The sequence below is a fragment of the Serratia aquatilis genome (assembly GCF_044865145.1).
Classification (GTDB): Bacteria; Pseudomonadota; Gammaproteobacteria; order Enterobacterales; family Enterobacteriaceae; genus Chania; species Chania aquatilis.
In genome coordinates this window covers 2,989,627-3,011,163 of sequence record NZ_CP173186.1, presented here as the reverse complement: position 1 = coordinate 3,011,163, position 21,537 = coordinate 2,989,627, and the positions used below count along the sequence as shown (strand labels likewise).

The 21,537-nt window shown below is 48.6% G+C and carries 21 protein-coding genes; 12 read left to right on the top strand and 9 right to left on the bottom strand.

The annotated features are described in order from the left end of the window. Positions 1 to 96 precede the first annotated feature (96 nt). Positions 97 to 306, bottom strand: a complete 210-nt coding sequence (locus SAQUA_RS13580; RefSeq protein ID WP_380675764.1) for a hypothetical protein — start codon at positions 304 to 306, stop codon at positions 97 to 99. Between the two features lie 500 nt (positions 307 to 806). Between SAQUA_RS13580 and cspE the strand changes: the two genes are divergently transcribed. Together cspE and dsrB are read left to right on the top strand one after the other, a co-directional pair. After that, entirely contained in the window at positions 807 to 1,019 is a 213-nt protein-coding gene (cspE, locus tag SAQUA_RS13575) for a transcription antiterminator/RNA stability regulator CspE (protein ID WP_004946278.1), read from the top strand. Between the two features lie 244 nt (positions 1,020 to 1,263). Then, complete coding sequence (dsrB, locus tag SAQUA_RS13570) at positions 1,264 to 1,464, top strand: protein DsrB (RefSeq protein ID WP_380675759.1); 201 nt, start codon at positions 1,264 to 1,266, stop codon at positions 1,462 to 1,464. 217 nt (positions 1,465 to 1,681) lie between these two features. On the opposite strand, the gene rcsA is transcribed toward dsrB, so the two are convergent. Both rcsA and SAQUA_RS13560 read right to left on the bottom strand, forming a co-directional pair. Further along, positions 1,682 to 2,311 carry a transcriptional regulator RcsA gene (rcsA, locus tag SAQUA_RS13565; protein WP_380675757.1) on the bottom strand — a complete coding sequence of 210 codons (630 nt, stop codon included), beginning with the start codon at positions 2,309 to 2,311 and terminating at the stop codon, positions 1,682 to 1,684. An 815-nt stretch (positions 2,312 to 3,126) separates the two neighbouring features. Beyond that, complete coding sequence (locus tag SAQUA_RS13560; RefSeq protein WP_380675755.1) at positions 3,127 to 4,545, bottom strand: pyridoxal phosphate-dependent decarboxylase family protein; 1,419 nt, start codon at positions 4,543 to 4,545, stop codon at positions 3,127 to 3,129. Between the two features lie 106 nt (positions 4,546 to 4,651). On the opposite strand from SAQUA_RS13560, the gene SAQUA_RS13555 reads away from it, so the two are divergent. Further along, positions 4,652 to 5,521: a LysR substrate-binding domain-containing protein gene (locus SAQUA_RS13555; protein ID WP_380675753.1), complete on the top strand. Its 870-nt coding sequence runs from the start codon at positions 4,652 to 4,654 to the stop codon at positions 5,519 to 5,521. 87 nt (positions 5,522 to 5,608) lie between these two features. On the opposite strand, the gene SAQUA_RS13550 is transcribed toward SAQUA_RS13555, so the two are convergent. After that, positions 5,609 to 5,791 carry a hypothetical protein gene (locus SAQUA_RS13550; protein ID WP_380675751.1) on the bottom strand — a complete coding sequence of 61 codons (183 nt, stop codon included), beginning with the start codon at positions 5,789 to 5,791 and terminating at the stop codon, positions 5,609 to 5,611. 566 nt (positions 5,792 to 6,357) lie between these two features. Between SAQUA_RS13550 and SAQUA_RS13545 the strand changes: the two genes are divergently transcribed. The 4 genes from SAQUA_RS13545 to sbmC all read left to right on the top strand — a co-directional run bounded on the left by SAQUA_RS13545 (position 6,358) and on the right by sbmC (position 12,024). Next, positions 6,358 to 7,056 (top strand): MgtC family protein, encoded by a 699-nt coding sequence (locus SAQUA_RS13545; protein WP_380675749.1) that lies wholly within the window; start codon positions 6,358 to 6,360, stop codon positions 7,054 to 7,056. Between the two features lie 388 nt (positions 7,057 to 7,444). Continuing rightward, positions 7,445 to 10,144 (top strand): magnesium-translocating P-type ATPase, encoded by a 2,700-nt coding sequence (gene mgtA / locus SAQUA_RS13540; protein ID WP_380675747.1) that lies wholly within the window; start codon positions 7,445 to 7,447, stop codon positions 10,142 to 10,144. Positions 10,145 to 10,675: 531 nt separating this feature from the next. Beyond that, positions 10,676 to 11,518, top strand: coding sequence for a tryptophan 2,3-dioxygenase (gene kynA / locus SAQUA_RS13535; protein ID WP_380675745.1), 843 nt, complete (start codon positions 10,676 to 10,678; stop codon positions 11,516 to 11,518). A gap of 38 nt (positions 11,519 to 11,556) precedes the next feature. Beyond that, positions 11,557 to 12,024 carry a DNA gyrase inhibitor SbmC gene (gene sbmC, locus SAQUA_RS13530; protein ID WP_380675743.1) on the top strand — a complete coding sequence of 156 codons (468 nt, stop codon included), beginning with the start codon at positions 11,557 to 11,559 and terminating at the stop codon, positions 12,022 to 12,024. A 56-nt stretch (positions 12,025 to 12,080) separates the two neighbouring features. Here sbmC and SAQUA_RS13525 read toward each other — a convergent pair whose 3' ends face one another. From SAQUA_RS13525 to ydgT, 3 genes are all read right to left on the bottom strand, one after another. Next, positions 12,081 to 13,112, bottom strand: a complete 1,032-nt coding sequence (locus SAQUA_RS13525; protein WP_380675741.1) for an NADP-dependent oxidoreductase — start codon at positions 13,110 to 13,112, stop codon at positions 12,081 to 12,083. Positions 13,113 to 13,651: 539 nt separating this feature from the next. Then, complete coding sequence (uspC, locus tag SAQUA_RS13520; protein ID WP_380675739.1) at positions 13,652 to 14,071, bottom strand: universal stress protein UspC; 420 nt, start codon at positions 14,069 to 14,071, stop codon at positions 13,652 to 13,654. Between the two features lie 339 nt (positions 14,072 to 14,410). Then, complete coding sequence (gene ydgT, locus SAQUA_RS13515) at positions 14,411 to 14,626, bottom strand: transcription modulator YdgT (RefSeq protein ID WP_380675737.1); 216 nt, start codon at positions 14,624 to 14,626, stop codon at positions 14,411 to 14,413. A gap of 1,117 nt (positions 14,627 to 15,743) precedes the next feature. Between ydgT and SAQUA_RS13510 the strand changes: the two genes are divergently transcribed. From SAQUA_RS13510 to tcyN, 4 genes are all read left to right on the top strand, one after another. Further along, a complete protein-coding gene (locus SAQUA_RS13510) occupies positions 15,744 to 16,730 on the top strand; it encodes a D-cysteine desulfhydrase (protein WP_380675735.1) in 987 nt (328 codons plus the stop codon). 384 nt (positions 16,731 to 17,114) lie between these two features. After that, complete coding sequence (gene tcyJ, locus SAQUA_RS13505; protein WP_380675733.1) at positions 17,115 to 17,915, top strand: cystine ABC transporter substrate-binding protein; 801 nt, start codon at positions 17,115 to 17,117, stop codon at positions 17,913 to 17,915. After that, a complete protein-coding gene (gene tcyL / locus SAQUA_RS13500; protein ID WP_380675731.1) occupies positions 17,915 to 18,577 on the top strand; it encodes a cystine ABC transporter permease in 663 nt (220 codons plus the stop codon). Before tcyJ ends, tcyL begins: the two co-directional genes overlap by 1 nt. 7 nt (positions 18,578 to 18,584) lie before the next feature. After that, complete coding sequence (gene tcyN, locus SAQUA_RS13495; protein ID WP_380675729.1) at positions 18,585 to 19,337, top strand: L-cystine ABC transporter ATP-binding protein TcyN; 753 nt, start codon at positions 18,585 to 18,587, stop codon at positions 19,335 to 19,337. A gap of 90 nt (positions 19,338 to 19,427) precedes the next feature. On the opposite strand, the gene SAQUA_RS13490 is transcribed toward tcyN, so the two are convergent. Together SAQUA_RS13490 and SAQUA_RS13485 are read right to left on the bottom strand one after the other, a co-directional pair. Beyond that, on the bottom strand, positions 19,428 to 20,363 hold the full coding sequence (locus tag SAQUA_RS13490; RefSeq protein WP_380675727.1) for an NAD(P)H-dependent flavin oxidoreductase: 936 nt from the start codon (positions 20,361 to 20,363) through the stop codon (positions 19,428 to 19,430). 22 nt (positions 20,364 to 20,385) lie between these two features. After that, positions 20,386 to 20,649, bottom strand: coding sequence for a DUF1471 domain-containing protein (locus tag SAQUA_RS13485; RefSeq protein WP_380675725.1), 264 nt, complete (start codon positions 20,647 to 20,649; stop codon positions 20,386 to 20,388). A gap of 211 nt (positions 20,650 to 20,860) precedes the next feature. Here SAQUA_RS13485 and SAQUA_RS13480 point away from each other — a divergent pair, with 211 nt between their 5' ends. Then, positions 20,861 to 21,490, top strand: coding sequence for a TetR/AcrR family transcriptional regulator (locus SAQUA_RS13480; protein ID WP_380675723.1), 630 nt, complete (start codon positions 20,861 to 20,863; stop codon positions 21,488 to 21,490). Positions 21,491 to 21,537 lie beyond the last annotated feature (47 nt).

Genomic DNA, 21,537 nt, shown 5'->3' with positions numbered 1-21,537 from the left:
ATGCCCCATCCATTAATAGAGATAACAGTTTTGGCATGTGAACGATAGCAGGAGTTTACACCGACAGGAGTGGCCGCCGCTGCGGGCGGCATGAGCCTAATCGTTAGGGGGAATGCGGAAACCTTTCAGGGATACGATAAAGTGCTCTTTTCCTTTTGAAATTTTCGCACCCTGGTCACACCACAAACTGGCCAGTTGGAAAAAGTCATCGCTATCAATATCATAAGCTAGCTCAATCTTTTTAGCGGTGCCGGAACGGATCAGCGTTTCTGCTTGCTGGTGATTTACTGCTTTAACGATAGTCATGATTGAAATCCTTGGAGTCGACCTTATGAGGATAGTCGCTGGTTATGATATGGCCACGCCGTGACGGTTTTGTGACGAAAAAATGACAGATGAGCGATTTGTGGACTTGCGCACGTCATGCGATGTAACCAGGTTGGATACGATGCTGAGGCAGAGTTTTGTGAATAAAGTGGTAATCGATTATCCCTTGCAACAGCCAAAGCGGGAAGATAACGTCGATAATTTCAGCAACTTGGGGTGAATATTGTGCAGTCGAACACGTTTCTGTATTCCTGTGGATAAAAAGAGTTGCTATTAAACACCAGGCATGAGTTAATACTTCTCGGCCTGTGGTACAGACCTATTTATGCACGACATTTTGAGTAAAGTAGTTCAAATTAAAAGCGTTATCCTTGATAGCACTTCTCTGACGAATTTCCTTTCTAGTGCCTCCATAAGTAACTGATAACCGGCTATATCGCGCCTATAGTGGCTTAAATTTATTATTGAAGGAATTAGACATGTCTAACATGATCAAAGGTCAAGTGAAGTGGTTCAATGAGTCTAAAGGTTTTGGTTTCATCACTCCTGCAGACGGTAGCAAAGATGTGTTCGTACACTTCTCTGCTATTCAAGATCAAGGCTTCAAGACCCTGGCTGAAGGCCAGAATGTACAGTTCTCTATCGAGAACGGTGCTAAAGGTCCGTCAGCGGCTAACGTTACCGCTATCTAATCGGCTATTAGCTGATTAATAAAACCCGCTAAGGCGGGTTTTTTTGTGCCTGTAGTTTGGGGGAGAAGGCTTCACGCTGCAAGTCCGCGAATGCTGTTTGATGGGGCAGAAGCGTTACGAGACCATTCTGCTAAGCTTTAGCAGTAATCCTCGCTTAGCCTGCCTTTGCGAGGCAATCGACGGGGGTAGCGAGTGGCTACAATAAACTCAAATCCAGGATCCAAGATTAGTGATGGAGTAAATCATGAAAGTTAACGATCTGGTGACGGTAAAAACCGATGGTGGTCCGCGTCGCGAAGGCGTAGTTTTGGCGGTGGAAGAATTTAGTGAAGGAATTATGTATCTGGTGTCCTTGGATGATTATCCTGCTGGAATCTGGTTCTTCAATGAGATAGATAGCAGCGACGGTACTTTCGTTGAACCGCGCAGTTCAGAAGATAAGTAAACCTCACTTTCTCGCATTTCTGCTCAAGCAAAGTTGGCTAAGATGGATTAAAAGTACTATTAGGATAATTCTTGGTGAAAATAACCGGGGGGACGCCAAGGAGCGATAATACCCGTCGCGACAGAGTATGCCCATACGAGCAGGTATTTCGGATCCACTAGGTGGTTATTGCACTCAGTTAATTTTCATTTAGCTGATGCCTTGCGAACTTCTTACATCAACGGCTATTGACGAATATACCACTGGTAAGAACGTCGGTCAGGCGCACAACATGGTAGATAATCTGTTTATTGTGCGTTTTGATTTTCCGCTTGATGTTGCCTTTGTGCGAAGAGACGGTCTTTACTTTGATTTGCATCTGATCTGAAATTTCTGTCGTACCTTGCCCTGACATCCACATGCGTAGCATGTTTGACTCGGTTTGGCTCAGTGTGACTGGTGTCTGGTCAAGCGGACCTTTATCGACGCGGTTGCTTTTGCTCTCCAGGTAGTGGCAAAGCAGCTGGCTCATGGTTTGCGGTTTGATTGATTTCGAGGAGATGATCACATTTTTGCGTACGAATAAGTAGTCGTCAAAATGTACGTTGGTTATAGCCATGAAGATGAAGAATAATGTATCGGGGTTAAGAGAAATCACCCGTTTTATTCTTTCTGTAGCGTCCGCTTCATGTATAAAACAATCTTCGTTCAAAAATACCAAGTTAGGCTTTAAATCATTGCACTTTTCTTGCAGATCATCGATATCAGCGACTGCATTAATATGGCGTTTTTTTACCCCATGAGATATCAGGTAATCAGAAAGCCCTAGCCTAGTATAACTGCATGAATCCATTATGATTGCTGGCATATAGCACCTTACTTAAATCCGTTTCCTGCGGTGTTAGCGATAAAAAGCCTGGAGTCTAGGCTAAAATATACAAATGAATTACTTTTTAAGTAGCCTAGATTTCTATCAATAAAACAGCCACGACTCAACGTCTTTTCGGATTAATTTTTTTAACGTGGTAAACCCATCAGTTTGGCTTAAGTTGCTACATTTTGCTGTCAGCCATTATGGATGCTCGTAATATCATCATGTATCACCTAAATGACGGTATTGTTACCGTTCGGCTTGAATGTCATTGTGTGATCTTAATTCAACTGGATGAGGATAACTCTTAAAAATAATTCATGTCTTGAATTTTTCGTTTATTTGGTTTTTTTTTAGCCATTTTAGTGGTCGAGCAACATCATAAAATGCTATTTAACCTGCTTATTCAAATGATTATATCAATACATTCACTGAAATGATAATGATTATTTATTGGATTGCTGTCATGTATCTTTATCAGTTGTTACATTTTTCATGCTGAAAATCTATACCGAGTCACAAAATCCCTGCTCAAACAATTAATTATATGAACTTATCAACCATTCAACTTTTGACTGCGTGGTGCTAACTGATTGATTTATAAAAATACCTCACTTGCTTAGCCATTCTTATAGCGACACAGCCAAGCCTGTGACAGCGAACGAATGAGGTTGCTACGCTTAGCGGTGGTCTGAAACAGGGGCCGAGTTTAAACATTGATTTTGTGAATGAGTTCATTCTGTTGTTCGAGCGCCACTGCGGATATTCAGCAGTGGCGGTAGACAAAAACAGTGTTATCAGGCTTTGCGATACTACTCTTCAAGCAGTGTTCTACAGGTTTGCATCGAGGCTAATGCCAGCGCAATATCCCGATCTTCGGTCATCCAGTTGACCAGAGCTGCACGAATGGCTGGCTGACCGTTAAAGTGGGTCGGGGTACAGCGCACGACACCATGCAAATCCAAAAGCCGAATAAAGTGGTTACGTGTAGCTTCTGTGTCACCTGAAATATCCTCCAGTGCGAAGCACACCACATTCAGATTTACTGGCGCCAGCAGGCGGAACCCGTTGCTGGCTGCCAAACTGTCGCCAAAACGGCGTGCCAGCATCACGTTACGTTCGACAATTTCTTGCATCCCACTGCGACCATAAGCCTTCAGGGCCATCCATAAAGGCAGAGCGCGAAAACGCCGGGAATTCTCTGGCGTCAGGTGTAGGTAGTCGTCTGGACGTAGCGATGGCGCTTCCAGATAAGCAGAATTATTCTGGAAAACCTGCATTTGGGTACTCATGTGCCGGGTAAACTGGATAGCACTGTCATAAGGCACATTCAACCACTTGTGAGCATCAACGGTAATAGAATCGGCGAACTGCCACCCCTCCAAAAGGTGGGAATAAGAAGGCGAGCATGCCGCTATGCCACCGAAGGCCGCATCGACATGTAACCAAAACGGGTAGCGCTCGCGGAGTGCTAACAGAGCAGGCAGATCGTCATAACTCGCGGTGTTTACCGTACCTGCGCTGGCAAGAACTATCGTTGGTAGATCCGATGTTGCGGCAAGATGGCGTTCCAAAGCCTCGGTATCAATAACCTCTGAATCAACCAATCTCGCGATACTCTTCAGCGCATCACGCCCTATGCCAAGCATACTGAGCGCCTTTACACTGCTGGAATGGGCATTGGCAGACAGCACCTGTACGTGACCTAATGCGCTCAACCCAAGTTGTGCGACATCGATACCGCGTTGTTGCCCTAACCACTGGCGGCCAATAGCCATACCGACAAAGTTGGCCATAGTGGCGCCACTGACAAAGCTACCGGTGAAACTTGCAGGCAAATGCAGCAGTGCTTTTAATTGCTCGATGGTAGCCAGTTCGATAGCGGCGGCGATGGTGTCATTGCTCAACAGGCTATTCTGGTCAATAGTGCTAACCAACCAGTCCGCTGCCAGTGACGCTGGCGTACTTCCCCCGGTAACAAATCCAAAATAGCGTGGTCCGGCACTGCCGGAAATTCCCGGAGCATAACGTTGCCAAAAGCTATCTAATGCCGCCAGTGCGCCACAGCCCTCTGCAGACAGCTGTTCATCACCCGCTTTAAGCTGTTGTTCGGCTATCGGTGGGCACACCGGGCGTCCGTCCAATCCGGCTAGAAATACCTGCGCCAGTTGGTTTGTGTGGTCAAGTATGCTGGGTAAATCTTCAAGGTCCTGCTGGAGAAGCGGGTGCATCTGTTTTGCCTTTGATTGATAAAGTGTATGACAGAACTATAGGCTTTTTGAGTTGGTGCTAATATCGATGAAAAGTCACCCTTTTGGATAGTAAGGCTAACCAGTAATGAATGAGCGTATTCCCCTACATGTTCTACCGACCTTTGTGCTTGCCGCACGGCTGGAGAATCTGCGTGCAGCCGCACAACAGATCCATCTGACACATGGGGCGGTCAGTCAACAAATTCAGTTGCTCGAACAGGCTATTGGGTGCCCCTTGTTTGAGCGCACGGGGAGAGGGGTACGCCTGAATGCCGCAGGCCGTGAACTGCTGGAAGTCGCCGAACCGGTATTGCTCTCTTTGCAGCAGGGAATCAACAGGGTTAGGCGGATTGCCAGCAGTCAGATGTTACGGCTCAGTGTATTACCTTCATTTGCCCACTACTGGTTGCTACCCAGGTTGGGCGAGTTTCACCGAGCTTGCCCAGGGATCACCTTGGATATCGACGCTTCCCTGGCGATACAGAATTTGGAGCATGAAGGATTCGATGCCGCGATCCGTATCGGTAAAGGCCAATGGCCTGGCGTAGAGGTAAAGTTCATCGCTTCTGGAGAAGTGCAGCCGGTGGCTTCCCCTGCATTAGCCAAGCTATGGCAGCAGGCTTTTACTGCCGGAGATGCTTCGATTCCGCTGCTAGAGCATGATGTTACCCCTTGGCGCAATTGGTTTCAGTTAGATGGTCAGACGGGATGTGGGCAACAGTTGGCGATATTCAACGATGCGGGGCTATTGCTCCGAGCCGCAGAACAGGGATTTGGTATTGCTCTGTTGAAAACGATACTGGCGGGCGATGCCATTGCTGCAGGCAGGTTGGTTCCGTTAGCGGCACCTAGGCGGTTGGGTGACGACGATATTTATCTGGCATGGCCGCGCACCACCGGCCTCACACTGGCGGTTGAGGCACTGCTGAATTGGCTACAACAACAACTGATCTAAATAGCTATTTGACTTATTCTCGCTGTCAATCAGGGGCAGAGGTACCTAGTGCCGTTGCGGGTAATTCCCATAATAGTGCGGTTCCTGTCAGGTGGAGTGGTGTGCGCAGGCCAACCCAGCGGCTCCCCAGCAAGCTGTAGCTAGTTCGCTGACCGGAAACACGCTTGCCAATGCCCCTTCGCCGCAGAGCGTGATCTGCTCCAAAGGGGCGGGATTATGAACCAGGCTTTTCCAGATTTCATTTAGCATGATTTTGGAGACTGTTTCCATCAGGTTACTCCTTGATTGAAAATAATAGGGGAGCATCAATGCAGGCAACGAACCAATCTATACTCGCCCAAAGTCTGGGCCTCGCTTTTAAGGGGCAACGCAGACGCTATTCAGAAGCGCATTACGTTTTTATCATCTAATTCAAATTATTCAGATTGTAAGGGCATAATTCAGTTTAGTATTCGTTTAATAAATTAATCTTTACTTCGTAACACCATGTAACTATACTCCAACGAAAATTTCAGCGAGGAAAAATAATTGGACAGTTGCAGTAGTAGCGTAATAATTAAGGCAAGTTGACCAATCCTCCTGATTTGTTGCTTGCCGAACACGGCGGGCAGCACCCTTCTCAAGTTATTCTGATCTGTGCAAACCCGAACACTATTGTCGTACCCGAGGCATAAATGCATCGGGAAAATTGATTCGGATATTATTATGGTATTTAGTCGCCACAGCCTTTTCCCTCCGGGTATTAATACGCTGACCAGCTGATTTATTTCGGCATTGTTACGCGTGTGCTTAAAAGCACATGATTCAACCTCATGTTGTTAATGAAGGGGAAGATCATGGCTATGACTCCTTTTGTTTTGAATTTATTACTGGCGATGAGCCTGGGGGCCGTGATTGGTGCCGAGCGGCAATGGCGACAGCGGATGGCTGGGTTGCGGACCAATTCATTGGTGGCGACCGGGGCTGCCGTTTTTATCCTCAGCTCTGTTGCAGCAGAACCGTCCAGTGCCGGGCGTATTGCCGCACAGGTGGTTTCTGGTATCGGTTTTCTGGGGGCCGGTGTGATTATGCGGGAGGGGCTCAACATCCGTGGCTTGAATACGGCGGCCACTCTGTGGTGTTCGGCGGCTATCGGCGTTCTGTGTGGCCTCGGGCAACATTGGGAAGCCGTATTGGCGACGCTAGTTATCCTGTGTGCCAATATATTGCTGCGTGAAGCGGCACAGCGTATTAATTTGCAACCGCAGCAGCAAGCGGTAGATCTGGAACTGCGTTATCGCATTCAGGTGATTTGTGGCGAGCAGGATGAAATCCTGGTCCGCACACTGATTCTTCAAGCGTTAAACGGTGTGGCACTGCACTTGCAGTCACTGCGCAGCGCCGACATTTCCGTTCCCGGTCAATTAGAAGTCTGCGCAGAAATTATTGCCAACCCGGCAGCTCAAAAAGATATTGAAGGTATTGTCTGCCGTGTCAGTTTAGAGCGGAGCGTGAGTGCGGTTAATTGGCGTATCGCTTCGGAATTACCCATTTAGTTATTATTCGCCTATAAGGTGATAAGGAAGTGATATGGATGTTCCTCCCGGGTTAATTATTACTCTGCGCTGTTAACGCAATAATAATTACGTAAGCAGCGCTTATTCAATATACCCAAAATAATTCGAGTTGCATGACAAAAACGCAATGCGTTTTTGAACAGCGCTTGCGCTGGCCACGCAGGGGCGAGGCCCAGAATTGGGCCGAGTAACGCGGCAAGTCTGAGAGTCGCCAGGAGCATAGTTCACTATGTGACTGGTGCGAACGGACGAAGCCAACACCCATGCAACTTGAAGTATGAAGGGTATAAATTCCACTTTGCGCATATTCACCCTTAAATCTGGGCGGGTTTCCCCTGTGCGTAGAGTAAAATAAGAGAATAGTGTTATGACCTACATTAAAGATAATATGCGTCGCCGAGATAAAGGCCGCACGCCATATGCCATCGCACTCGAGGCAAAAAATAGTCTCGATCAGACACTGGCGAATTTAAACTGTAATCGCATCGGGTTAACGACAGAGGATGCTCAGGAGCGCTTGCAACATTTTGGTGCCAATCAGGTTGCCCATGAGAAAGCACCGCATGCATTAGTGCAATTGATCCGCGCATTTAACAACCCGTTTATTTTTGTATTAATAGTATTGGCAGGGATCAGTTTCTTTACCGACTATTGGTTACCGGTTCAGCACGGTGAAGAAACCGATCTTACTGGTGTCATCATTATTCTGATCATGGTCACGCTAAGTGGGTTGCTGCGCTTCTGGCAGGAGTATCGCACCAATAAAGCAGCCGAATCCCTAAAGTCGATGGTGCGAACTACGGCAACGGTATTGCGCCGCAGTGACTTCGGTGCACAGGCACAGGCGATAGAAATCCCGATCCGCGAACTGGTGCCGGGTGACATCATCCAGCTCTCCGCTGGAGATATGGTGCCAGCAGATGTGCGCTTGCTCAATTCCCGCGATCTGTTTATCAGCCAGGCTATCTTGACCGGGGAAGCCATCCCGGTCGAAAAATATGATGCACTGGCTAATGTGAGCCAGAAATCGACAGAAATTGATGCATCCAGTGAGAGTGAATTGCTCGAGCTATCTAATATTTGTCTGATGGGGACCAACGTTGCCAGCGGTACGGCCACGGCGGTGGTAGTCGCGACCGGAGATCGTACCTATTTCGGATCTCTTGCAAAATCGATAGTGGGTACGCGCTCGCAAACTGCGTTTGACCGAGGTGTTAACAGCGTCAGTTGGTTGCTGATACGCTTTATGTTGGTGATGGTGCCGATTGTCCTGTTGGTTAATGGCTTCACCAAAGGAGACTGGACTGAAGCAACCCTGTTTGCGTTGGCGGTAGCTGTTGGTCTGACACCTGAAATGCTGCCGATGATCGTCAGTTCAAACCTGGCGAAAGGTGCCATTGCGATGGCACGCCGTAAAGTGGTGGTCAAACGCCTTAATGCGATCCAGAACTTTGGTGCGATGGATGTACTCTGTACTGATAAAACCGGTACCCTGACACAGGATCGCATTATTCTTGAGCATCATCTGGATGTTAATGGCTGCAAAGATAACCATGTACTGCATTTGGCCTGGCTGAACAGCTTTCACCAGAGCGGTATGAAAAACCTGATGGATCAGGCGGTGATCCGTTTTGGCCGAGGAAAACCCGGGGTTGAGGCTCTAGGGCGTTATAGCAAGATTGATGAACTGCCGTTCGACTTTGTGCGTCGCCGCCTGTCGATTGTGGTGCAGGATGAACAACAGAACCAACTGCTGATTTGCAAAGGGGCAGTTGAGGAAATGCTGGAGATCGCCACCCACATTCGAGAGGGACAACAGATACATGAACTTGACGATGCTCGCCGAAGTGCATTGCAGGCCTTGGCTCGCGAATATAACGAAGATGGTTTTCGCGTCCTGATGCTGGCAACACGCGATCTGGGCCAAGAGGGATGCACGCTACCACTCAGTATCGCGGATGAGCGCGATTTGGTGATTGAAGGACTGCTGACCTTCCTCGACCCGCCTAAAGAAAGTGCTCAAAAGGCTATTGCGGCATTGCAGGAGAATGGTGTGACGGTGAAGGTACTTACCGGAGATAACCCAGTTATTACCTGCAAAATTTGCCGTGATGTTGGATTAGAACCGGGTGAGCCACTCTCTGGAACAGAGATTGAACAGATGGATGATACCCGTCTGGCGCGTGAAGTTGAACAGCGAACGGTATTCACCAAGCTGACGCCGTTACAGAAATCACGCGTGCTGAAAATGTTGCAGGCGAATGGCCACACGGTCGGTTTCTTGGGTGATGGCATCAACGATGCCCCAGCATTACGAGATGCGGATGTGGGGATCTCTGTCGATACGGGAACTGACATTGCCAAGGAATCAGCCGATATTATCCTGTTGGAAAAAGACCTGATGGTGCTGGAAGAGGGGGTTATCAAAGGACGAGAAACCTTCGGTAATATCATCAAATACCTGAATATGACTGCCAGTTCCAACTTTGGTAATGTGTTCTCTGTGCTGGTGGCGAGTGCCTTCATTCCTTTCCTGCCAATGCTGGCGATCCACTTGCTGTTACAGAACCTGATGTACGATATTTCCCAGCTTTCTTTGCCGTGGGACAAGATGGACAAAGAGTTCCTGCGCAAACCACGTAAGTGGGATGCCAAGAATATTGGCCGCTTTATGTTGTGGATCGGACCTACGTCTTCCATCTTCGATATCACCACTTATGCGCTGATGTGGTTTGTATTCGCCGCCAACAGTGTGGAGCATCAGGCATTATTTCAGTCCGGTTGGTTTATTGAAGGGTTGTTGTCACAAACCTTGGTAGTCCACATGCTGCGTACTCAGAAGATCCCGTTCATTCAGAGCACGGCAGCATTACCTGTTTTGCTGACCACCGGGATTATCATGGCATTCGGTATCTATATCCCGTTCTCCCCGCTTGGCGAGTGGGTCGGGTTGCAACCGCTGCCGTGGGAGTACTTCCCTTGGTTAGTCGCAACCTTGGTTAGCTACTGCGCCGTGGCACAATTGATGAAACGTATCTACATCCGTCGATTTGGTACGTGGTTCTAGGCCGATTTTCCGCCGGGTGCAATGCCCGGCGGAACGCACTGAATTCAGCAACCAAAGCCTAGGCTGTGTCCCTTAATTGCCCGTGGTGCCGTCGCAGACCCAAAAGCCCGTTATCAAGGCGGAGGGTGAAGGGCAGAGTGGCCCTCTGTTCAAGCCCGACTTTACTTCGAACGGGCTTTTGGGGCGCGACCCTTCGGGCTGGGGCCATTTTCGCGCATTGCGGCGTTGTTCGCCGCTTATTTGGTCCACCAAACCTCGCGGTTCACGCCTTGCCCTGTGCGCAAATGATCGCCAGCGGCGCTCGCGTGCAATTAAGGGACACAGCCTAGAGCTATACGCGAACCTATACAGCCAGGAGTAATCCTTGCTCTGGCGTAGTGACACGCTGATAAATAGGTATAGGTTCTGCGATGCTGGTCTTATCTTTTTTGTTAAATATATGTTAATCAAATGAGCGGTTGTTTTTCATGATTTCGCTAACAAGAAATATCATTCACCTGGGTGAAGACCAGGGCATTATGGAGAGAAAAGATGAATCAGCGGGAATTAGAAAGTGCCATCGTGACCGATTTTTCGCAACGAATGAGCTACGGTGACTATCTGTGCCTGGATCAATTACTTGCTTGCCAGAACCCGCTTTCCAACCCCCAGCACCATGATGAGATGCTGTTTGTGATCCAACATCAGACCTCTGAGCTATGGATGAAGCTGATGCTTCATGAACTGCTTGCTGCCAGGGTGCTGGTTCAACAGGATAAATTGAGCCATTGTTTTAAAATTCTGGCCAGAGTAAAGCAGATCCAACGTTTGCTGTTTGAACAATGGGCGGTGTTGGAAACGCTGACGCCTTCGGAGTATGTGGAATTTCGCGGTGTACTGGGTAACTCGTCGGGTTTTCAGTCTCATCAGTACCGCTCAATCGAGTTTTTATTGGGTAATAAGAATGCCGCCATGCTGGCGGTCTTTAGCGATGATGCCGAAAAATATGCTGCGCTAAAGGCGATCCTCGAGGCTCCGAGCTTGTATGACGAGTTCCTGATTTATCTCTCCCGCCATGGTTTTCCGATCCCAGAGGCGTCTACTGAACGTGATTGGACTCAACCTTACCAGCGTAATCCTGAACTGTTACCGGCGTTCAAACAGATCTATGATAACCCGCAAACTTATTGGGAAGCCTATGAAATGGCAGAAAAGTTGGTGGATATCGAGGAAAGTTTCCATCTGTGGCGTTTCCGTCATATGAAAACTGTAGAACGCATCATCGGCTTCAAATCAGGTACCGGAGGTTCCAGCGGTGTCAGCTTTTTGAAAAAGGCGCTAGACCTGACCTTTTTCCCTGAACTGTTGGATGTGAGAACCGAGATTGGCGCTTGACGGCGTTAACCAGACTGATTGTGAGAGGAAAACAGCACGTGAGTATAAGAATTGAACAAAAATCAGCTGAAAAAGTAGTGGGGCTAAGGGTGATCGGGCCTTATGCTCAATCGATTCCACCGGGCTGTCAGCGTCTTATGGCTTGGCAACAACAGCATGGTGTACCCCTGGGAAAATGGCTGGTCCTGTATTGGGACGATCCGGCTGAGGTTGATCCGAAAAAATTACGTGCCGATGTGACGTTCACGGTTGCGGATGACTTTGTACTGCCTGAAGGTAGCGAAGCGCTGTCGATACAAGAGTTGCCCGCTGGAGAGTACGCTATTCACCGTGTTCGGATCACCGATGGTGATTTTGAAACGGCCTGGAGCAACTTCTACCAAAAGGTGTTGCCTGCCAGTGGTTATCTGCCGATAGACGGTGTGTGCTATGAACACTATCTGAATGATTCTGATGCCGATGGCTACTATGATCTGGATATCTATCAGACGGTTAAAAAATGCTGAATGGCAAAAGTGTCTAATGATAGATGCTCAAGGCGCAGCGCGCCCTGAGCATTGGATTACTCACTGGCAACGCGGATAATCAGTTTGCCGAAGTTTTTACCTTGCAGCAGCCCGAAAAATGCCTGAGGGATGTTCTCAAATCCTTCAACCACATCCTCACGGAATTTGATCTTGCCCTGGTCAACCCACTCGCTCATCTGTTGCAAAAACTGGTCGAAATGGGGGGCATAATCGTCAAAAATAATAAAACCTTGCATTTTTATCCGTTTGCGTAAGATCAGGCCCTGTAACAGTGGCAAACGGTCCGGGCCATCGGGTAATCCGGTGGAGTTGTATTGAGCAATCACACCGCAAATGGGGATCCGGGCTTTAGTGTTCAAAAGAGGAATAACCGCATCGAATACCTTCCCCCCAACGTTTTCAAAATAAATATCGATACCTTGTGGACAGGCCGCAGCCAACTGCGTCGCAAAATCGGCTGAGTAGTGATCGATACAGGCATCGAAGCCAAGTTCCTCCACGACATAACGGCACTTTTCTTTACCGCCAGCGACACCCACTACGTGGCAACCTTTCAGCTTGGCAATTTGCCCGACCACTGAACCTACCGCACCACTGGCGGCGGCAACCACCAGAGTTTCACCCGCTTGCGGCTGACCGATATCTAACAGGCCCATATAGGCAGTAAAGCCCGGCATACCCAGCACGCCAAGTAAGCGGGTAGGGTGCTGCAATCCATCCCCCAGATTACGTAGCCCAATACCGTCCGATAAGGCATATTCCTGCCAGCCGTCATACCCAAGAACCCAGTCACCAGGCTTGAAATCAGGGTGTTGTGATGACTGAACACGGGATAATGTACCGCCGACCATGACTTGCCCGAGTTGAACCGGCGGTGCATAGGAGGGGGCATCGCTCATACGCCCACGCATGTAGGGATCGAGTGAGAGATAGACAGTGCGGAGTAGTAACTGGCCGACGGCGGGTTGAGGAATGTCGACGGTTTCCAGACGAAAGTTTTCCGCCTGCGGTTCCCCATGTGGGCGTGAGGCTAAAACAAAACGGCGACTTTGCTGTTGCTGAGACATCGTTTGCTCCTTAGAGGTGGGAATGAGTTGGATGGCTGAATCACACTATACTCCAAGCTGCTGGGTTTTTTGAGCCAACTTCTTGCCGCCACATGCAACTGGAATTATTTAAAGTAGACGTACTATTATAAAACCTGCGGATGATTAACAAGAGTTTCATAGGTAACAAACGAAAATATTAGGAGATAATATCTAACTTAATTATGGAATCGTTTTTATATGCTCGCCATGCTCTAAGCAAACCGTGCTAACATTTTGGCATCCGACATTTTCTGACATAAATCCTCAACGTTTGGATTGTTACCTTTTTGTAACTGTAATTATTTAGAATATGGCGGCAATGCCTAACCTTGATTTACATATAAAAATTTAATTACTAATTAAAATTTATACTCTAAATAATTCGAGTTGCATGTATGCAGCAAGACCGAGAGTCGGCAGGAGCATAGCCCACTATGTGACTGGTGCGAACGGACGCAGCCAACACCCATGCAGCTTGAAGTATGACGAGTATATAACTGGAAATGATAGCTTAACTATTATAACGGAACGATCAGTACATCAATACGGCTGGTATTAATAAAACGCATGGCAGAACAGGCGACTTTGCTCATCATGCTGTTACTGTGGTTGCCGCAAATAACCAGATCAAACGGTTGCTGTTGATTGGCGTAGGTGAGGCAATCGCCAAGTTCCCCATGAATAATCTGCGTATGGTTGATGGGGTAATCGGCACGCATGCAAAGCTCTTCCATGAATAACAGGGTCTCTTCTTCCATCAGTGCGCGCATGTCGCCAAGCATAGGGCCAGCAAAGCTGTTATAGATTTCAGGGTTGGCAATCATGCTTACCAGGGTAATCTGACCATTGTAAGGACGTACGATAGAAACTGCTTTTTTCACCAACCGATGGCTGTCTGCGGCGACGGCAACTGCAACCAGAACGTTGCGATATTCCATGTTCTACTCCTGTTGCTCAACAATTTCCTATCGTTACAATTTGTATTTACAATTACCTAACCTAACCTAACCTAACCTAACCTAACCTAACCTAACCTAACCTAACCTAACTTAACCTAACATTAACACGCCTGCTGAAATCAGATTTGAACGCTGCATTCAGTGACCCTAAAGGGTGAGGTTACTGAGCTCAACTAGTATACCAGTAACTTGAACAGCTAAAAGAGTAGAGCTTTATCCGCGAAATAAATGTGTTTTGTATCACGTGCAACGGTAAATCTTGCAGCTGAAAAAAATGCTATGAAAGTTAAAAATGCTGTGTATGGAAATAGTAATAAATTAAACAACCTGCGCCCAGAGTGACTTCGGTACTTTCCCTAAGTCGAACAGCTTTCCTGAGACCAACTCTGCACGGCGATGATCGGCTGCGCGGTACATATTGCTAATTTCACTGTCGTCAGCAAGTGAGTAATTAAGCTTGTCATAGACTTTTTCCAGGCTGTCTAAACTGGAGCATTTACGGAATGTCATCAGGTAATCGATAGTACTTGTCATAATTGCATTTTAGCCTGTTGATTGCTTAAGTCGGAAAAAACATCGCATGCCTACGACTCGAACCGCAAACAGGGATGCGCCTTTAGATAAATAAAAATCCAAACGAATCGCACCGGGCTGTAATAAACCAAATGAGATCGTGAGCATGTTGTGAATGATAATATGTGCAGGTCTTCTCGGCAATATATCTGAACATTTAAATTATCAATTAGGCAAAATCTTAGAATAGTCGTCCTGTTGCAAGTTGCATGCAACGTTTACGTTAACTCTCCTGTTGGAGGCTAATATTAAGTGATACGGGGAGATTAAAACCTGATGCTTTTACTACTATACCCAAAATAATTCGAGTTGCTTGTAGGCGGCAACTGAGCGACAAATCGGTCAGGAACCGATTTGAACAGCGCTTGCGCTGCCCGCAGGGTGAGCCTCAGGGATGAGGCTCATTAACCCCCAGGAGCTTACTCAGGTAAGTGACTGGGGTGAACGACAAATCTGCTTGGCAGATTTGAACGCTGCTTGCAGCGGCCCCATGGGCCGAGTAACGCAGCCAACACCCAAGCAATTTGAAGTATGAAGGGTATAACTGTGTAGGCAAACGATAGAGAATGATATCAGACTGCTGACAAACCCCGTTATTAGGGAGAGCGTGCCGATGGGGTCGTAACGGCGTAAGCCGTCGGAGCGCCCCTCGGTGCGCTAGGCCCGGGTATCTCGGGTCAGAAGGCGACGTTGTCATCAGCCTCAATGATATCGAATTTTGTGTTGGTCACTAAACGTAGAATGCCACTGAACGCTACATTTAATTCAGGTTGAAAAAAACGCTAGAAGTGATCGAAATTTAGGTGGAGTTAAACCAGATTCTCTACGTACGTCAGTGGAAAGTGCTGAATGAGATTGTGTTCGCCACTTATTTGGCCCGCCAAACCTCACGGCTCAGGCCTTGCTCTGCGTGCAATTGACCGCCAGCGGCGCTCGCGTGCAATTAAGGGACACAGCCTAGTGGTTTGACTTGGATAGCTCCGAATTTTTCTTCCCTTAAGAATAAAGAGTGATAATTCATAGCACATCTGATAAACCTATCTTTTAGACGTTATTATTCTATACCTCGGGGGAAGTTGTGAATCTGCAACAGCAACTGGCGCAGTTTCCGCGCATGGATTTTGTTGGCCCAGCCACGCCGCTTGAAAAGTTATCCCGTCTCTCTGAATATCTTGGTCGTGATATTTATATCAAGCGTGACGATGTTACGCCGATGGCGATGGGCGGCAATAAACTGAGAAAACTGGAGTTTCTGGCTGCTGATGCGTTGCGCCAGGGGGCCGATACACTGGTCACGGCCGGTGCAATTCAGTCTAACCATGTACGTCAGACAGCCGCCGTGGCAGCCAAACTTGGGTTGCAGTGCGTAGCGCTGCTGGAAAACCCTATCGATACCAAAGCTGAGAATTACCTTACTAACGGTAACCGCCTGCTACTCGAGCTTTTCAACGTCGAAGTGGTTATGTGTGATGCCTTACACGATCCCCAGGCGCAGCTGGCGGATCTCGCCACTCGTCTGGAAGCACAGGGTTTCCGCCCCTATGTTGTCCCTGTGGGTGGCTCAAACGCTCTGGGTTCACTGGGTTATGTGCAGTGTGCACTGGAGATTGCAGCGCAAAGCCGCGAGATTAACTTCAGTTCAGTCGTTGTGGCCTCTGGCAGTGCCGGAACTCATGCCGGATTGGCTGTGGGGTTGCAACAACAATTACCGGATACTGAACTGATTGGCGTCACCGTCTCGCGCAAAGTCATTGATCAACTCCCTAAAGTGCAGCAATTGCAAAAGGCGGTTGCTTGTTTGCTGGATATTGAGGTGCAGGAACCGATCACCCTGTGGGATGATTACTTTGCTCCGCAGTATGGTATGCCAAACGAGGAAGGTATGGCGGCGGTAAAACTGTTGGCGCAGAAGGAAGGGGTATTGTTGGATCCTGTCTACACTGGCAAAGCCATGGCCGGGCTTATTGATGGTATTACCCAGCAGCGCTTTCGTGATGAAGGCCCAATCCTGTTTATTCATACGGGCGGGGCACCGGCGTTGTTCGCCTACCATCCTCAGGTATAAAAATAACCTAGTTATTCCATTTAGAAGTAAGCTATACCCAAGTTACTTCAAGTTGCATGTAGGCGGCCACTGAGCGACAAATCGGTCAGGAACCGATTTGAACAGCGCTTGCGCTGCCCGCAGGGTGAGCCTCAGGGATGAGGCTCATTAACCCCCAGGAGCTTGGTAAACCAAGTGACTGGGGTGAGTGACAAATCTGCCAAGCAGATTTGAACGCTGCTTGCAGCGGCCCCGAAGGGGCGAGGCCCAGCATGGGCCGAGTAACGCAGTCAACACCCATGCAGCTTGAAGGGCGACGGGTATAAGTAAATTATATTACTTTATGAAAGTAGTGCGGCTGTTAATGTCCGGATATCAAAATAATAAACAACAGATGGGGTGTGTATGATCTTTTCTAAAATGCGTCGTCAATTGCTACTCGGGGTGATGGCCGTTGCGCTGACCACTGGGTTGAGTGTTAAAACCTATGCGGCAGATAATCTGTTAGAGCAGGTCAAACAGCGTGGCTCGCTGACTGTCGGTCTTGAAGGAACCTATCCTCCTTTCAGTTTCCAGGGTGAGGATGGCAAACTTACCGGTTTTGAAGTGGATTTTGCCCAGGCGTTGGCTGAACACTTGGGTGTGAAGGCCAAGCTGGCCCCAACCAAATGGGATGGCATGCTGGCTTCTCTGGAGTCTAAACGTATTGATGTGGCGATCAATCAGGTCACTATCTCCGACGAGCGCAAGAAAAAATACGATTTTTCTACGCCATACACGGTTTCTGGCATTCAAGCGCTGGTAAAAAAAGGCAATGAAGGCACCATTACCAAGGCTGAAGAACTGAAAGGCAAGAAAGTGGGTGTCGGTCTGGGAACCAACTACGAGCAGTGGCTGCGTGATAACGTGCAGGGCGTTGATGTACGTACCTACGATGATGACCCGACCAAGTACCAGGATCTGCGAGTAGGTCGTATTGATGCCATTCTGGTTGATCGCCTGGCGGCATTGGACCTGGTGAAAAAAACCGGCGATACGCTGGCCGTAGCAGGTGAAGCATTTTCTCGTCAGGAAGCGGGTGTAGCGGTGCGCAAAAACAATCCGGAGCTGTTGGCAGCGATCAATCAGGCGATTGCTGAAATGCAGAAGGACGGTACGTTGGCGAAACTCTCTGAAAAATGGTTTGGCGCGGACGTAACTAAATAATGCATGAGAGTATCCAACTGGCGCTGGACTCAGCGCCATTTTTATTGAAAGGTGCACTCCTGACCCTCCAGCTCAGTCTGGGAGGCATGGCACTTGGCTTAATGCTTGGTTTTCTGTTGGCGCTGATGCGCCTTTCGCCGTTATGGCCGATATCCTGGCTTTCACGCATCTATGTTTCTCTGTTTCGCGGTACTCCGTTGATCGCCCAGCTATTTATGATCTATTACGGTTTACCGCAGTTTGGCATTGAACTGGATCCATTCCCTGCGGCACTGATAGGGCTCTCGCTGAATACTGCTGCTTATACGTCGGAGACGCTGCGTGCAGCGATCTCGTCGATCGATAAAGGCCAATGGGAAGCGGCAGCCAGCATCGGTATGACGCCTTGGCAAACCATGCGCCGGGTGATCCTGCCGCAAGCGGCACGAACGGCGTTGCCCCCACTGGGTAACAGCTTTATCGGGTTGGTTAAGGACACCTCGCTGGCAGCCACCATTCAGGTACCGGAGTTATTCCGACAGGCACAATTGATCACCTCGCGTACGCTAGAAGTGTTCGCCATGTATCTGGCGGCATCACTGATCTACTGGGTGATGGCAACCCTGCTTTCCGCGCTACAAAACCGCCTGGAAGCGCACGTTAACCGTCAGGATCAGGAGTAACCAACCAATGAGTGCTATCGAAGTTAAACAGTTGGTTAAACAGTTCAAAGGACAGACGGTGCTCCACGGGATCGACCTTGAGGTAAATTCAGGAGAGGTGGTGGCCATTATCGGGCCGAGCGGTTCCGGCAAGACCACTTTGCTGCGGAGTATCAACCTGCTGGAAGTCCCTGATTCTGGCACCATTCGCGTCGGGGATATCCTGATCGACGGTGCACGCCCGCTGAGCAAACAGAAGAATCAGGTGCGGGCCCTGCGTCAGCAGGTTGGCTTCGTTTTTCAGAGCTTTAACCTGTTCCCGCACCGTTCAGTGTTGGAAAACATCACCGAAGGCCCGGTGATCGTTAAAGGAGAAGCAAAGGCCAGCGCAGAACAGCGTGCCCATGAGTTGTTGGCAAAAGTTGGGCTGAGTGGCAAAGAACACGCTTATCCTAAACGTTTGTCTGGTGGTCAACAGCAGCGCGTAGCGATTGCCAGGGCGCTAGCGATGCAGCCAGAGGTTATTCTTTTCGATGAACCTACTTCGGCGCTGGATCCTGAACTGGTTGGCGAAGTGCTCAATACCATTCGCGCACTGGCAGAAGAGAAGCGCACGATGGTGATTGTAACGCACGAGATGAGTTTTGCCCGTGACGTTGCCGATCGCGCCATTTTTATGGATCACGGTCGTATTGTGGAACAGGGCCCTGCGAAAGAGCTGTTCGCTAATCCGCAGCACCAGCGCACCAAGCAGTTTCTGGATAAGTTCCTTAATCAGTAACCTAGCCAAGGGGGGATAATCCCCCCTTGGCCGCGCGGCCAAGTGTTTAAGCAAATTGAATTTCAGTTGCCGCTACGAACTGCCGCTGGGTTAAGCGAAAGCAAAGGAGAGTTCGCAGACCACATCTTTGGCACTGCGGATCTCTTCAATGCCTCCGGCGGATTCGGAAACCGTGATCACACCATTCAGATGATCCCCATCAAGCATGCCTTTTTTGATGATGCCCACCTCGCTGTCTCCACGGCCAGCCAGGATGCTCTCGGTAGCGATAACGCGGACATCTCCTGCAGGCGTATTTATCTCTACCAGTTCTTGAGAAAGCACGTTAACGATCGCTTGCTTAGTATTGAGACTGGCTGGTGACTCAAAGGTGGTAATAAAGCGTGTACCCACGTAGACCCCAGCGGCCCCCATTGCCCTAGCGGCTTTTGCCGTTTTCTGGTTATAGATGCCCCCAGCGGCAATCACCGGGATTTTTACTGCATCGGTAACCTGGGGCAGCAGAGTCAGGGTGCTTATGCGGTGTTCGCTCAAGTGCCCGCCCGCCTCATGCCCGGTAACAATAATGGCATCAACCCCCATTTTTTCTGCCAATATCGAGTTTGCAACTGTAGGGGATATTTCACGGTGGATCACGATAACCCCCGCCTCTTTTAGCCGCTTAATATAGCGCTCACCTTTTGTTATATCCTTACCACTGGTTATAACGATGTTCACTTTCTCCTGTAGAATGACCTCCAGCAGCGGCTCGGCATACTGAAAACTGATTTCGACACCCTCAATTGGTAGCAGATAGTTAATGGCAAAAGGCTTATGGGTTAACTGCCTGGTTTTTTTTATTTCCTGACGGAAATCTTCAACAGTACTGGCTATCCCACCGTTGGCGTTTTTCCGCCCGGCGTTGGGGCCCAACACGCCTAATCCACCTGCGTTTGATACGGCAGCCGCTAATTCGGCAGAGTTAAGCCACACCATAGAAGCCTGAATAACTGGCGTTTCAATACCCAGCAATTTCTGTAATCTCATGATTCCTTTCCTCTTATCACAATTAGCGGTAAATCACTGCGCTGGCATGAAGTTTGTTATTGCCGGTAACAGCAATAATTCTGTAACGGCTGGCATTCATGGCTTTTGCTTGAGCTGCAATGCTCTCTTCAACCTCAGCCAACGTTGCCAACCCCGAAACCGTCACACTGCTTGATAGGCTCATCATTGGCTGATGCGTTACCTGCGGCTCAGTGGTGGCCGCTAGTGCAGAAAAAGCTAGAGCGGCAAACGCTGTAGTGGCGATTTTCAGGGGCATTTTTTTCATGGCATTCATCCTTTCATTTGGTGATAGATGGTGTTTTTGTGTTTTGTAACGATCGTTATTTAAAAGGATATATTGAGGGTTCTCGTTGTGCAATCATTTTTTAGTGATCATTATTTTATTGTCGAAGATCCCATGGTGTAGTACCTGGGGAGCATTTATTTTATAATGATCGTTCCTTAAATAAGACTGTGCAGGCTAAGGAGCCGCTGACATGAGTAAAAAGATCCAAACAGAGACCGTCCGTGGCAGACCGAAAAAATTTGATCGTGAACAGGTACTCGAAAAGGCCATGGGCCTTTTCTGGCGTTCAGGCTATGAGCCAACGTCGATGTCTGAACTGGTTGAAGCAACGGGCACCAAACCCTCTTCGCTGTATGCAGAGTTCGGCAGTAAACAAGGGTTATTCTGTGCAGCGGTAGAAAAGTACTTAGCCACTTATGGACATGCCAGAATGCTACCTTTGGAGCAGGCAGATCTGCCGTTATCTCAGGTGATTGAACAACTGCTACGCACCAGTGCCGATGGATTTACCGATCCTCAAACGCCACCGGGTTGCTTTATGGTTGCCGCTACTTTTGGTATGTCTGCCTCAGACGATGCATTGTTCAGCCAACTGAGACAGCAGAGGCATGTTGCGGAGCACAAGATTGTCGAATGTCTGGAAAAACGCGTTTTAATCGGCGAACTTCCGCAAAACAGCAATTGTGCTTTGTTGGGCAAGTACATCGCATGCATTATTCAGGGAATGTCGGTTCAGGCCAGTAACGGTGCGACACGCGAAGAGCTTAATGGATTGGTGGATATTTTTATGCGTCAGTGGAAAGTCATTACTTCGGCTTGAGAGACGCTGCGGCTAACATGACAATGGTTATGTTTTTGCTCTGAGTA

Excerpts from the sequence above, each read along its gene's own strand:
- kynA (WP_380675745.1), top strand. The coding sequence starts at position 10,676 with ATGAATCAGCGGGAATTAGAAAGTGCCATCGTGACCGATTTTTCGCAA.
- SAQUA_RS13545 (WP_380675749.1), top strand. The coding sequence starts at position 6,358 with ATGGCTATGACTCCTTTTGTTTTGAATTTATTACTGGCGATGAGCCTG.
- SAQUA_RS13485 (WP_380675725.1), bottom strand. The coding sequence starts at position 20,649 with ATGAAAAAAATGCCCCTGAAAATCGCCACTACAGCGTTTGCCGCTCTA.
- tcyJ (WP_380675733.1), top strand. The coding sequence starts at position 17,115 with ATGATCTTTTCTAAAATGCGTCGTCAATTGCTACTCGGGGTGATGGCC.
- SAQUA_RS13580 (WP_380675764.1), bottom strand. The coding sequence starts at position 306 with ATGACTATCGTTAAAGCAGTAAATCACCAGCAAGCAGAAACGCTGATC.
- dsrB (WP_380675759.1), top strand. The coding sequence starts at position 1,264 with ATGAAAGTTAACGATCTGGTGACGGTAAAAACCGATGGTGGTCCGCGT.
- uspC (WP_380675739.1), bottom strand. The coding sequence starts at position 14,071 with ATGGAATATCGCAACGTTCTGGTTGCAGTTGCCGTCGCCGCAGACAGC.
- SAQUA_RS13525 (WP_380675741.1), bottom strand. The coding sequence starts at position 13,112 with ATGTCTCAGCAACAGCAAAGTCGCCGTTTTGTTTTAGCCTCACGCCCA.
- rcsA (WP_380675757.1), bottom strand. The coding sequence starts at position 2,311 with ATGCCAGCAATCATAATGGATTCATGCAGTTATACTAGGCTAGGGCTT.
- SAQUA_RS13490 (WP_380675727.1), bottom strand. The coding sequence starts at position 20,363 with ATGAGATTACAGAAATTGCTGGGTATTGAAACGCCAGTTATTCAGGCT.
- mgtA (WP_380675747.1), top strand. The coding sequence starts at position 7,445 with ATGACCTACATTAAAGATAATATGCGTCGCCGAGATAAAGGCCGCACG.
- SAQUA_RS13480 (WP_380675723.1), top strand. The coding sequence starts at position 20,861 with ATGAGTAAAAAGATCCAAACAGAGACCGTCCGTGGCAGACCGAAAAAA.
- tcyN (WP_380675729.1), top strand. The coding sequence starts at position 18,585 with ATGAGTGCTATCGAAGTTAAACAGTTGGTTAAACAGTTCAAAGGACAG.
- cspE (WP_004946278.1), top strand. The coding sequence starts at position 807 with ATGTCTAACATGATCAAAGGTCAAGTGAAGTGGTTCAATGAGTCTAAA.
- tcyL (WP_380675731.1), top strand. The coding sequence starts at position 17,915 with ATGCATGAGAGTATCCAACTGGCGCTGGACTCAGCGCCATTTTTATTG.
- SAQUA_RS13555 (WP_380675753.1), top strand. The coding sequence starts at position 4,652 with ATGAATGAGCGTATTCCCCTACATGTTCTACCGACCTTTGTGCTTGCC.
- SAQUA_RS13560 (WP_380675755.1), bottom strand. The coding sequence starts at position 4,545 with ATGCACCCGCTTCTCCAGCAGGACCTTGAAGATTTACCCAGCATACTT.
- SAQUA_RS13550 (WP_380675751.1), bottom strand. The coding sequence starts at position 5,791 with ATGGAAACAGTCTCCAAAATCATGCTAAATGAAATCTGGAAAAGCCTG.
- ydgT (WP_380675737.1), bottom strand. The coding sequence starts at position 14,626 with ATGACAAGTACTATCGATTACCTGATGACATTCCGTAAATGCTCCAGT.